General features: G+C 59.3%; 13 protein-coding genes. 10 read left to right on the top strand and 3 right to left on the bottom strand.

What is annotated here, in order from left to right:
* The first annotated feature begins 8 nt into the window (after positions 1–8).
* From AC3WRD_RS27910 to AC3WRD_RS27885, 6 genes are all read left to right on the top strand, one after another.
* Complete coding sequence (locus AC3WRD_RS27910) at positions 9–1,589, top strand: aldehyde dehydrogenase (NADP(+)) (protein ID WP_102620961.1); 1,581 nt, start codon at positions 9–11, stop codon at positions 1,587–1,589.
* Between the two features lie 196 nt (positions 1,590–1,785).
* The gene (locus AC3WRD_RS27905; protein WP_102620986.1) at positions 1,786–2,094 is read left to right on the top strand and encodes a DUF5629 family protein; all 309 of its coding nucleotides are present in this window, start codon (positions 1,786–1,788) and stop codon (positions 2,092–2,094) included.
* A complete protein-coding gene (locus AC3WRD_RS27900; RefSeq protein ID WP_102620962.1) occupies positions 2,091–3,266 on the top strand; it encodes a lactonase family protein in 1,176 nt (391 codons plus the stop codon). Before AC3WRD_RS27905 ends, AC3WRD_RS27900 begins: the two co-directional genes overlap by 4 nt.
* A 156-nt stretch (positions 3,267–3,422) precedes the next feature.
* Positions 3,423–3,602 (top strand): hypothetical protein, encoded by a 180-nt coding sequence (locus tag AC3WRD_RS27895; protein ID WP_011334602.1) that lies wholly within the window; start codon positions 3,423–3,425, stop codon positions 3,600–3,602.
* Between the two features lie 254 nt (positions 3,603–3,856).
* Complete coding sequence (locus AC3WRD_RS27890; RefSeq protein WP_102620963.1) at positions 3,857–4,069, top strand: hypothetical protein; 213 nt, start codon at positions 3,857–3,859, stop codon at positions 4,067–4,069.
* A complete protein-coding gene (locus tag AC3WRD_RS27885) occupies positions 4,066–4,323 on the top strand; it encodes a hypothetical protein (protein ID WP_096820052.1) in 258 nt (85 codons plus the stop codon). Before AC3WRD_RS27890 ends, AC3WRD_RS27885 begins: the two co-directional genes overlap by 4 nt.
* Positions 4,324–4,327: 4 nt before the next feature.
* On the opposite strand, the gene AC3WRD_RS27880 is transcribed toward AC3WRD_RS27885, so the two are convergent.
* From AC3WRD_RS27880 to AC3WRD_RS27870, 3 genes are read right to left on the bottom strand one after another with little or no spacing between them, the layout of a single operon-like run.
* Positions 4,328–4,912 (bottom strand): glutathione S-transferase, encoded by a 585-nt coding sequence (locus tag AC3WRD_RS27880; protein ID WP_102620964.1) that lies wholly within the window; start codon positions 4,910–4,912, stop codon positions 4,328–4,330.
* Positions 4,909–8,550, bottom strand: a complete 3,642-nt coding sequence (locus AC3WRD_RS27875; protein WP_102620965.1) for an AAA family ATPase — start codon at positions 8,548–8,550, stop codon at positions 4,909–4,911. The genes AC3WRD_RS27880 and AC3WRD_RS27875 overlap by 4 nt, the downstream gene beginning before the upstream one ends.
* Positions 8,547–9,791 carry an exonuclease SbcCD subunit D C-terminal domain-containing protein gene (locus AC3WRD_RS27870; protein ID WP_102620966.1) on the bottom strand — a complete coding sequence of 415 codons (1,245 nt, stop codon included), beginning with the start codon at positions 9,789–9,791 and terminating at the stop codon, positions 8,547–8,549. The genes AC3WRD_RS27875 and AC3WRD_RS27870 overlap by 4 nt, the downstream gene beginning before the upstream one ends.
* A gap of 295 nt (positions 9,792–10,086) precedes the next feature.
* Between AC3WRD_RS27870 and AC3WRD_RS27865 the strand changes: the two genes are divergently transcribed.
* From AC3WRD_RS27865 to AC3WRD_RS27850, 4 genes are all read left to right on the top strand, one after another.
* A complete protein-coding gene (locus AC3WRD_RS27865; RefSeq protein WP_102620968.1) occupies positions 10,087–10,299 on the top strand; it encodes a zf-TFIIB domain-containing protein in 213 nt (70 codons plus the stop codon).
* 249 nt (positions 10,300–10,548) lie between these two features.
* Positions 10,549–10,917 (top strand): hypothetical protein, encoded by a 369-nt coding sequence (locus tag AC3WRD_RS27860; RefSeq protein ID WP_102620969.1) that lies wholly within the window; start codon positions 10,549–10,551, stop codon positions 10,915–10,917.
* 85 nt (positions 10,918–11,002) lie between these two features.
* Positions 11,003–11,425 (top strand): hypothetical protein, encoded by a 423-nt coding sequence (locus AC3WRD_RS27855; RefSeq protein ID WP_102620970.1) that lies wholly within the window; start codon positions 11,003–11,005, stop codon positions 11,423–11,425.
* A gap of 19 nt (positions 11,426–11,444) precedes the next feature.
* Positions 11,445–11,876, top strand: coding sequence for a HEAT repeat domain-containing protein (locus tag AC3WRD_RS27850; protein ID WP_102620971.1), 432 nt, complete (start codon positions 11,445–11,447; stop codon positions 11,874–11,876).
* Positions 11,877–11,921: the final 45 nt, after the last annotated feature.

The following is an 11,921-nucleotide window of genomic DNA, read 5'->3' as shown; positions in this document are numbered from 1 at the left end:
GAGATCCCATGACTCAGATTCTCGGTCACAACTACATCGGCGGGCGTCGCAGCGCGGCGGGTAGCGTCAAACTGCACAGCATCGATGCCACGACGGGCGAGGCATTGCCTCACGATTTCATCCAGGCGACGCAAGAGGAAGTGGACGCCGCTGCCAAAGCGGCGGCTGCGGCGTATTCCGCCTATCGCAGCCTGAGCGCCGAACGCCGCGCGCAGTTTCTCGATGCGATTGCCGATGAGCTGGATGCGCTGGGCGACGATTTCGTCGCAGTGGTCTGTCGCGAAACAGCGTTGCCTGCCGGGCGGATTCAGGGTGAACGCGGACGCACCAGTGGCCAGATGCGGCTGTTCGCCAAAGTGCTGCGGCGTGGCGATTTCTACGGTGCGCGCATCGACCTGCCGCTGCCGGATCGTCAGCCGCTGCCGCGTCCGGATCTGCGCCAGTACCGCATCGGCCTCGGCCCGGTGGCGGTGTTCGGTGCGAGCAACTTTCCACTGGCATTCTCCACCGCTGGCGGCGACACCGCGTCGGCGCTGGCCGCCGGGTGCCCGGTGGTGTTCAAGGCCCACAGCGGCCATATGGCCACGGCCGAATTCGTGGCTGACGCGGTGATTCGGGCGGCGGAGAAAACCGCGATGCCGGCCGGTGTGTTCAACATGATCTACGGCGGCGGAGTCGGCGAGTGGCTGGTCAAGCATCCGGCGATTCAGGCCGTGGGCTTCACTGGTTCGCTGCGAGGTGGACGGGCACTGTGTGACATGGCCGCCGCGCGTCCACAGCCGATCCCGGTGTTCGCCGAGATGTCGAGCATCAACCCGGTAATCGTTCTGCCCCAGGCCCTGACAGTTCGTTCGGAAACTGTTGCCCGTGATCTGACCGCGTCGGTGGTGCAGGGCTGCGGTCAGTTCTGTACCAATCCGGGCCTGGTGATCGGCATTCGCTCACCGCAGTTCACGGCATTCATTGAGCAGGTCGCGGCGTTGATCGGCGACCAACCGGCGCAAACGATGCTCAATGCCGGCACCCTCGGCAGCTATGGCAAGGGCCTGGAAGAACTCTTGGCGCATGCCGGCATCGAGCATCTGGCCGGTAATCCGCAGCAGGGCAATCAGGCGCGGCCGCAGCTGTTCAAGGCTGATGCCAGCCTGTTGATCAGCGGCGATGAAGTGCTTCAGGAAGAAGTGTTCGGCCCGACCACAGTGATCGTTGAAGTGGCGGATCAGGCGCAACTGAACGCGGCGTTGAAGGGGCTTCATGGGCAACTCACCGCGACGATCATCGGCGAGCCGGCGGACTTCATGCAGTTCCCGGAACTGACGCCGTTGCTGGAACAGAAGGTCGGGCGGATCCTGCTCAACGGTTACCCGACCGGTGTCGAAGTGTGTGACTCGATGGTCCACGGCGGGCCGTATCCGGCGACGTCCGATGCTCGCGGCACCTCGGTCGGCACCCTGGCGATCGATCGTTTCCTGCGCCCGGTGTGCTTCCAGAACTATCCCGACAGCCTGCTGCCGGAACCGCTGAAAAATGCCAACCCGCTGCGCATTCAGCGGCTGGTGGATGGCAAACCCTCGCGCGAGGCTCTCTAAGCCGAACTGGATCGATCGTTCCCACGTCGAGGCGTCGAACCGTCTGCGTGGGAATGCAGCCCGGGACGCTCTGCGTCCCATTCGAGAGCTGGAACGCGGAGCGTCCCTTGAGGCATTCCCACGCGGAGCGTGGGAACGATCAAGAGCGGGGCTTTGAGCTATCATTGCCACTTTCCCCCTGAAAGACATGATTGCCATGACTGCCGTAACCGACACCCTTCTCAACGCCCTCGAACATTGCGGTATGGTCGAAATCGACGGCCTGCACGCCTTCGAATTCGCCCTCGATGAAGACGACAATCTGCACATCGAGTGCATCGATGGCCGAACGGCCAGGCATTGGGAGTTCACGCCGGCTCAGGTTGAAGCGGCGACGTTTGACCAGGACCTGCAGAGCTGGTTGATCGTCGGTTTTGCCAGCGACACCAAAACCGTCGGCGAACACCGTCTGGTCTGCCTCGGCGATGTACTCAGCAGCGCCGACGACGAGGATGAAGCCGAATGAACATGCGTAAATTCTGGCCATTGTTGATGGCCGGCAGCGTCGGTGCGATGGGCCTTTCCAGCGCGTCAGCCGAGAGCTTCCAGTTGCTGGTCGGCTCCTACACCGCCGGCACCAGCCAGGGCCTCTACCGGATGAACTTCGACAGCGCCACCGGCCAGATCGATGCCAAGCCGCTGCAAGTGATCAAGAGCGAAAACCCGTCGTGGCTGACCCTGTCCAAGGATCAGCACCGGGTGTTCGTGGTCAATGAAAACGGCCCTGGCCAGAAAGACCCGGTCGGTCGCGTCAGCAGCTATTCCATCGATCCGAAAACTCATGCGCTGACCCTGATCAATCAGGTCCAGAGCCTGGGCAACGAGCCGACCCATTCGAGCCTCAGCGGCGACGCCAGCCATCTGTTCGTCAGCAACTATTCGGTAGTCGAAGATCCGGGCGGCACCCTCGCGGTGTTGCCGGTCGGCAGCGACGGCAAACTCAAACCGGTGGTGCAGATGAGTGCTCACCCGGCGAGCCGGGTCAACCCTGAACGTCAGGCCTCGAACCATGTGCACTCGACGATTTCCTCGCCGGACGGTCGTTATGTGTTCTCCAACGACCTGGGCGCAGACAAAGTCTTTGTCTACCAATTCGACCCGAAAGCCAATCCGGACCTGCCGCTGACCCCGGCGAAAACCGTTTCGGTGCAATTGCCAGCGGGCAGCGGGCCGCGTCATCTGTTGTTCAGCGCTGACGGCAAGCATGCCTGGCTGACCATGGAAATGAGCGCGCAGGTTGCGGTGTTCGACTACAACGACGGCGTGCTGACCCAGACGCAAATGGTCGACCTGGCAGCCGGCCAGCCGACCTCGGACAAAGCCGCTGCGGCGCTGCACGCGTCTGCCGATGGCAAATTCCTCTACGTCAGCAACCGTGGCACTGCCAATCAGCTGCTGGTGTTCGCCATCGACCCGGCTACCGGCCAGCTCAAGGAGCTGCAACGGCGTTCGGTGGAAGGCGATCACCCGCGCGAGTTCAGCCTCGATCCGAGCGGTAAATTCCTGCTGATCGCCAACCAGAAAAGCAACCAGATTGTCGTGGTTGAACGCGACGGCAAGACCGGACTGCTCGGTAAAACCGTGCAAAAACTGCCGATGGACGCCCCGAGCGACCTCAAGTTTCTGCTGCGTCAATAAGCCGCAGGCCCCGGTCTACGGGGCCTGAAGCTTTGTATTAATCCTGCTGATAACAGGTAATGGTGCAAAGCATTTCAAGCGAGCGACCCTCGAGCGTTAAGTTTGCTTCACGGCCCAACCGGGCAAGCAAGCCAACCGAACACGAGGGTTACCGCCATGAACTTCAATCTCTTCTCGATCATCGCCGCTTCCGCCATCTCCGCCACCGTTGCTCTGCCAGCCAGCGCCAACGTTGAAATCAGCGACAAAAAATCCCACACCCAGAGCTACACCCAGAAATACCTGCAACAGAGCGCCAACTTCTACGCCGCGCTGGATCACAAAGCTCAACACTGAAATTTCCGTCACGTCCTGGAACTGCCCAAGGCTGCGATCCTTTGATCTTGTTTATCAAAAGCAAAATCAAAAGATCGCAGCCTTGGGCAGTTTTTTGCGTGCGCACCGACAGGTAATAGGTATTTTCAAACGGCGGGATAGACCGGCTAAATAATCAACGAAGCTGATGGTTACTATGCCAAACCCTGAGTGGTTACCCCGGCTTTTTTGATTGATTCTGTGGGCGTCGAAACATTGTCCACGGAGCACACATCATGGCCAGTTCAATCATCACTTCCGCCAAACGCGGCGCCTACCTGGCCATCGGTCTGTACCTGGTCATGGTGCTGTTCGTCAGCCTCTCGTCCCAATCGCAACACAGCTTCGATGCACCGATCCAGATCGCGCATCCCGGCGTCCAGTTCGAACTCCGCTCGCAAAGCGCAGCGGTGGATTCAGTTGAACTCGCGGGAGCCGTCGGAGCATGAAAGGCTACAGATTCTGGATCATCGCCGGTCTGGCGATCATGACCAACGGCACGTCTCTTCTGGGATTCGGTCAGGGCTCGGTCGGCGGTCTGGCCCGGGCCATAGAGGCCAACCACACCATCGCCCACAACATCGAACGCGCCAATGCGTTGGGGCTGCTGGCCGGCAATCCACCCGTGAAAACCTCGGCCGAGTTCTTCGGGCCGTTCGAGGTGGATTGCTCGGCGATAGGGATGTGCGAAGTGTTGGCGTAAGCGCTTACTTTTTCATGATGGCGGTGAACAGATCTGATTCCAGGAACCGCTGCAACCAACCCTGCAACCGCACGTAAGGTGTCTGAGCAAACCATTCGCGATCGACATGGGCGAACTGGCGAACGAAGGGCAGCAGCGCGATATCGGCCAGGCAAGGATGATCGGTCAACAAGTAGTCGTAGCCTTCGAGCAACTCATCCAGCTTCTGCAGGAACAACGCACCTTCGGCGCGATAAACCTCCATCGGTTGTTCCGGATAACGCTCGGCGTACTTGTAGCGATTCAGGTGCACCTTGAACACTTGATCGTTGGTTTCGATCAACTCGGCAATCCGTGAGTCCCCACCCAGCAACCAGCCCTGCGGATCGTTCTGCGCCAGTGCCCAGCGCATGATCTCCAGACTCTCATCGATTACCTGACCCTCCGCATCCAGCACCGGCACCGTACCTTTGGGCGAGATCGCCAGCATCTCGGCCGGTTTGGCCTTGAGGCTGACTTCGACGATCTCCACCGGCACGCCCGAATAACGCAGGGCCATCCGCGCGCGCATCGCATACGGGCAGCGGCGGAACGAATACAGCGTGTTCATTTCACCTCCAGTGTGCTCAAACCATTGCCCTGGCGCTGCACCTGAATCTGCACCGGAATCCGCTCGTGCATTTCCTGCACGTGGGAAATCACCGCGACCTTGCGACCCTGAGCCTGCAAGCCGTCGAGGGCGTCCATCGCCAGTTGCAGGGATTCCGGATCAAGGCTGCCGAAGCCTTCGTCGATAAACAGCGATTCGATTTTCAGCGTGCTCGACGCCATCGAGGCCAGGCCCAGTGCAAGCGCCAGCGACACCAGGAAGGTTTCACCGCCGGACAGCGAATGCACCGAGCGCAGCTCGTCGCCCATTTCGGTGTCCATCACCAGCAGGCCGAGCATGCTGCCACCACGTTTCAGGCGGTAGCGCTTGACCAGTTGCCGCAGCTGCACGTTGGCGTGATGCACCAGCAGGTCGAGGTTGTAGGCCTGTGCGATCTTGCGGAAGGTGTCGCCGGTGGCCGAGCCGATCAAGGCATTGAGTCGCGCCCAGCGCTGATACTCGGCATAGGCGTCGGCGATCTGCTGCGCCAGCGCGGAATTGGCGTTTTGCCGGCGCTGATCTTCGACTTGCTCGGCACGCAGCTCGGCGCAGAGCTGTTCGCTCGCGCTGCACTGGTTCTGTACGTCGGCGAGGGCGACAGTGAGTTGTTCGGCTTCGAGGTTGCCGTTGTGCTGCGCCTGATGTTCGAGCAACTGGCGATCACGTTCCTGCAACAGCACCTTGGCGTGTTCCAGGGCTTTTTCGTTGCGCTGCAAACGCTCGCGCAACTCGCCGACCTGCGCGTCATCGACCCGCAACAGATCTTCGAGGCCGCCGTCATCCAGTTCCGGATGGCGAGCACGCCAGTCGGCAATCTTGCCGGCCAGATCGCGGTCTTCGGTTTCCAGCGCGAGCAGCCGTTCCTGCTGCGCTTTGAGTTCGGCGGCGATTTGCACGAGTTGCGTGTGCACGCCTTGCAGTGCCTGAGTCGTGGTGGATTCGGCGTTGCGTGCCTGTTCTACCGCCAGTTCAAGCTGCTGTTGCCAGTGCTCGGCGCAGTTGTGATCGCCCAGCAATTGCGTCAGTTTCTCTTGGCTGGCCTGTTGCTGAGCGGTCAGCGCGTTGAGTTGCTGTTCAGCGTTTTGCAGTTGCTGCACGCGGCTTTGCTGACGATCCTGTTCCTTCTCAAGCGTCTGCTGGCGTTGTTGTTGCTCAGCCAGTTCTTCCTTTTGCTGATCGACTTGCGCCAGTCGCTCGGCGATCTGCCGGTCAAGCTGCATGAAGGTCGCGGCCGGCTCGGCGCGCAGGGCTTCGTGAGTCTCGGAGGGCAGCAGCGTGGCGAAGGCTGCGAGCTCTTCGTCCAGACGCTGCCGGTCAGCGCTCAGCTCGCGCTGCTGATTGCTCAGGTGCTGCGCCGCTTGCTGGTGTGCGGTTTCGGCGTGACGCAATTGCTGGGTCAGGCGCGCCGCATCCTGTTGCAAGGTGAGCAGGGCCGCCTGACGCTGTTCGTCCTGGGTGATGCTCTGGTTCAATTGATCGTTCTGGCGAGTGAGCCAGGCAGCGCGCTTGTCGCTGTCCTGATTCAGCAACGGCGCGGCCAGCGGATGAGCCTCGATGCTCGGCGTCAGCGTTTGCTGTTGTGTCGCCAGTTGTTCCTGTTGTTGCAGCAACTCTTTCTGTTGGGCAATCACACCACCGACGCTGGTTCGCAGCTCGGTGAGTTTTTCCTTCAGTTGATCGACCGCTTGCTGCGCGCTGGCCTGCTCGCTTTCATCGTGACGGCCGAGGCTTTGCAGCAAAGCTTCCGGCTGGTGATACGGATGCTCGTTGCTGCCGCAGACCGGGCACGGCTGGTCGTCCTGCAATTGCGCACGCAGCTCTTCGACACTGGCACTGCGGGCCAGGCGCTGGCGTTCGAGCAGTTCGCGGGTGACGTTGAAGGTCTGTTCGGCGACGGTCAGTTCAGACTTGGTTTTCACCCCGTCCTGGGTCAGGCGCTCGCGCTCCTGTTGCGCATCGAGCTGGCGCTGTTGCAGCTCGGCACCACGTTTGTCCAGATCCTGCTGACTGGCCCAAAGGCGTGTCAGGTCTTCGACGGCGCGCAGTTGCTTGCGGTTGTCCTGCAACAGCGTGCCGAGGATGCCGATCTGCTCGGCGACGGCGTCCGGCTCGGCGCCGGCCTCCTTGAACAGCACTTCAAGTTGCTGCTTTTGCGTGGCCAGCTCTTCGGTGGCGCGGGCGGCGTTCTGTTCGAGATTCGCCAGTTCGCTCTCGCCCTTGTTCAACCGGTTGCCGATCAGCATCAGTTGCTGCAAGCGGTCGCGGTAGGCATTCCACGCTTCGCTCAACGGTGCCAGGTGAGCACTTTGCTCAAGATCGGTGGCAATACGTTGCAAGCGTTCGGCGACCATTTTCTGTTGGTCGAGCAGGGTCTGGATTGCGCTCTGGCCCTGAGTGCAGGCCTGTTCGGCGCTCTGCTTCGCTTCGGCGCCGGAGGCGACTTCCCTGGCGAGGCGGGCGAGGGTGCTTTGCTCATCGAAGGCCTGACGCAACAGCGGCGCACTTTCGCTCTGTTGCGTCTGTGCCTGGGTCAGGGCGATTTGTGCGGCACTGAGGTCTTGCTCAAGTTGAGTCTGGCGTTCAGTCAGCTCGCCTTGTTGCTGGGTGTGCGCGCTGATTTGCGCCGCCAATGGCGTCAGTAGTGAATCGATCTCAGCCTTGCGGGCGAACTGATGCCGTTGCGGGGCGAGTTGTTCCAGACGCGTCAATCGCAGGCGTTCGCCGGCCAGCGTTTCGCGCTCGTGTTCGGCGCTCTGCAGTTGCTCGGCGGCCGCCTGCTGCGCGTCCTGCAACAGGTGCAGATCCTTGAGCCAGGTGTGTTGTTGCTCAAGCTGTTTGAGCTGGGCCTGCTGCAACTTCAGTTGCTGTTGGGCAGCGTTGAAGCGCTCGTCGAGTTCGGCGCGAGCCTCGGGCGGCAGCGGGGTCACGCCGGTGGCTTGATCCTGCAACTGCTTGTGGGCTTCGCGCGCCTCTTTGGTCTTGTCGAACGCGCGTCGGCCGAGGCGGGTGTAGAGCGCCGTATCGGTGAGTTTTTCCAGCAGTTCGCTGCGGTCGTTGTCATCGGCCTTGAGGAACGCACTGAACTCGCTCTGGGCCAGCAGCACGGCGCGGGTGAACTGTTCGAAATTCAGGCCCAGCGCCGCTTCGAGCTGAACCTTGTATTCGCCTTTCTGGCTGGCGAGCAGTTGATCCTGATCGATGTCACGCAGGCTCTGGCGGCTGGCCTGCAACTTGCCGCCGGCCTTTTCCCGGGCGCGGTTGGCTTCCCAGCGAGCGCGATAACGGCGGCCATCGACGCCGACAAAATCCACTTCGGCAAAACCTTCACCCGTGCCGCGCCGCAGCAGTGTGCGTGGGTCGCCAGTGGCGATTTCGCCGTCGGCGTCCGGCACCTTGGCGTCACGGCTGGTGTTGTTCAAACGCGGCACAGAGCCAAACAACGCCAGGCACAGGGCATCGAGCAAGGTACTTTTGCCGGCGCCCGTCGGGCCGGTGATGGCGAACAGACCGGCGCTGGCCAGCGGCTCGGCGGTGAAGTCGATCTCGAACGGGCCGGCCAGCGAAGCAAGGTTCTTCAAACGAATGGCGAGAATCTTCATGGCTGCTCGCCCTCCATTTGTACGTCTTGCAGCAGTTCGGCGAAGTCCTTGAGGGTTTGCTCATCGACCTCGTTGCCGTAATTGTCGAGCCAGGCGCGGCTGAACAATTCCTGCGGGGTGAGTTGGTCCAGTTCGATCAGCGCGCTGCTGTCTTCTGTGCCGTCAGCGCCACGGTTGCCCGCGTACTCCGCCGCGATCCGCACCAGTCGCACGGCTTTGCCTTGCAGGGCGCTTTCGACTTGATGGCGCAAGTCTGGTTGTGGCTCATCGAGACGAACACGGACTTCCAGCCACGGCTGGCGCTGGGTTTCGGCCAGCAGGTCGATGTTCGGCAGGTCGGCCAGTTGCAGCAGGATTTCCGCCAACGGCGCAGGGCCGAGACGTTGCAGGTTGACGGAGCGGGGAATCAGCATTGGCTCGACGCTGACCAGGGTTTCGCCGTCCAGAACGACGTCGAGCACCTGATGCTGATAACTGATTTCCGAAAACGACAACGGGATCGGCGAGCCGCTGTAGCGAATCCGTTCTTCACCGTTGACCTTCTGCGGCTTGTGCAAATGGCCAAGGGCGACATAGCTGATGCTCGGCCCGAACAGGCTGGCCGGCAGGGCTTCGGCGTTGCCGATGATCAGGCTGCGTTCGGAGTCTTCCGACACCGACCCACCGGCCATGTGCGCATGACTGATGGCGACCAGTGCCTGGCCCGGCTGGCGCTTGGCGTTGGCCGCTTCGATCAGCCATTCATGCACCTGGCCAATACCGCGCAGATAGTTGTCACCCAGATGCGCGCCGGTCACTTCGGCAGGCCGCAGGAACGGCAGCGCGAGGCACCACGCGGCGATCTCGCCGGACGCATTCGGCAGCGGCAGCAACAAGCGTTCCGCATCGAGCTGGCCGTCGTCGAGCCACAATACCCGACCCAACGCATGGGTGCGCAAACGCCGCATCAGCGGCGCGGGCAACTCTATCCGCGAGCCGGAATCGTGGTTGCCAGCGATCATCACGATGGTCAGCAACGGCTGCTGCTCGTGGGCGCTGACGATGAAATCGTAAAGGCGTTCCTGGGCTTTGACCGGCGGGTTCACCGTGTCGAAGATGTCGCCGGCGATCAGCAGCACGTCCGGCTGCGCCAGCTTCAATTGGCGCAGCAGCCACTCGAGGAAGCATGCATGCTCGAAATCGCGCTCCTGGCCGTGCAGGTTTTGCCCAAGGTGCCAGTCGGAGGTGTGAAACAGACGCAAGGCTGACTCCGCAATATAAAGAGGTGATGGCCGCCTGAAGGAGAGGGCGGCGAAAGAGGGGAGAGTTTACAGATTATTGCGACGGGCAGGCTTGTCCGGGAGGTGGGGTGGGACGATCTCGGCGAATCCTTTAATTGACGGCCATATACCGGGTATCGACCGTCTGGCCACTATATTGATATCATTTTTTGATCGAGCGGTCCGCCGGGCTTCAACCTCCGCAATCAGTGCCAACCCGACCATAAATTTGTCCATTTTTTTTGATTGTTCCTTTTTTGATGATGGAGAGGTTTATATGATCTGCCCAAGATGTCAGCAGGATAATGTTGTCAAGGCGATGATTAAGGCGAATAAGACGATTATTTTTATTTGCCCAGAGTGCGATGCGACGTGGTTCTCGATCGAAAGTATTGGGTTTCCCGGTTTTGTAGATTACGGGACTTATATGAAAGGTATTGGACTTTCCATGCTGTGGGATGAATTGGAAGTTGTTTCGGAAGATTTGTAGGGGGCGCGAAGAGCAAAAAAAGGAGGGGTTGTTTTATTAAATAAATCTGTCCCCTATTTGTGCACTTTGGGAGCCGAGATAGAGGAGTTTGGTGCGCCCTATATTGAAATTTCTGCATCGGGGACGCTGGCCATTGTTGCGAAAGATCGCGGTGAAGAATGTTTCAGGAAAGAATCAACATTACCGGAAATGTTGGCTAAATGGGTGTATGAGCTTTTCAACAAGTAAGATCAATGAAAGTGAGCTGAGATGAATGATCTTGAGTCGGTGAAAAACCTGATCATCCAGACAGTGAAGGAGAAGACAGGTGATTTCGATGGTGATGGTCTGGAGGCTGATTACAAGCTGAACTGGAAGGACGAACTGTCGGAAATGCTGGAGTTCGTCCTCTTCAATATGTCTAAAGCAGCATCCGCCAGAGAGAGAGGAGATGACGTCATGTTGCAAGCGGCGTTGATGCACTCATGTATACATCTCATGAATTTATCGGGGTTTTTCCGGGATATCCGTGACGATCTGGAGGCCCTGCTTTTAGGTCCAGGCTGGCCAGAGATTCCAGATGGTTTCAGTTATGGAAACACTAAAAGGGGACTCCTAAAAGGGGACGGATTTATTTGATTTAATAAATCTGTCCCCTTTTAGTGCCAATAAAACCGTCCCCTTTTAGTGAGTAATCGATCAATAACTCGAAAGGCTTTAATGAATGACCATTGATTTTGACTTGCTTGGCCCAGGAGACCTTGGACTGATTCGCGCAGGTATGACCCGTGAAGATTCGAGGTCGGCCCTCGAAAGCCCCTTTGACGAGTTTTTGAAAAGTCCGGATTCCGCTATCCCAACCGATGCATATGATGATTTGGGACTTCATGTCTACTTCGATAATGCCTTGATGGTCGTCGGCGTTGAGTTTTTGAAATGGGCTCAATTCGCCTGGCGCGGTCAGCGGTTGGCAGGCGAAGAAGTGCTTGTCGTTCAACAGTCTCTGATAGAGCAAGGCGAGTTTCTGGTTTTCAATAACTCAGGCTTCAATGTGGCCCGTCTGGGCCTGCGGTTCTACGCACCTGAAATGGGTGAGGAGGACGCTATCGTCGAGGCTGTTTATGTGGACTTTACTGGTGTCGACTGAGCGTAGCCGGGGATGACCTATGAGTATGTATTCCAGGTTTGATGTTTGTATAAGCCGATACGCTGATGATGAGGTTCCGACCGATTACTGGTCGGATGTCGAAGTTGTGAACGCGTCCGGGATACTTGAAGAGTTTTCCGACACCGACTGGTCGGAACTGCTGGCGGCCGTCAATGGCAAGAGTGAATTCTGGATTTTGCGCATGTGTGAATCCATGGGGAGCGTTGCTGATGAGCGCGCCCTGGCTGTATTGCTGGATCTCATGTTTCACGAAAGCGAAACCGTCAGGTATGCGGCGCTGGACGCTATCAGGTCGATGACAAGCTCAGGTGTGGAAGCGGGAAAGTGCTTCGCTCTGATTGCGTCGGCCATCGAGCGAGCAAAGCAGGAAAACAACCAGGCAGGGCGGGTGTCGGTATTGAATCTCGAGCATCTGCTTACAAGCAGATGAAGGAGGAGGGCAGACCACGTCGAGTGGTCTGCTGATCTTGCCAGA

This window comes from Pseudomonas sp. FW215-R2, assembly GCF_058789255.1.
Note: the sequence above shows the minus strand (reverse complement) of the source record. Positions and strands in the feature narration are given on the sequence as shown.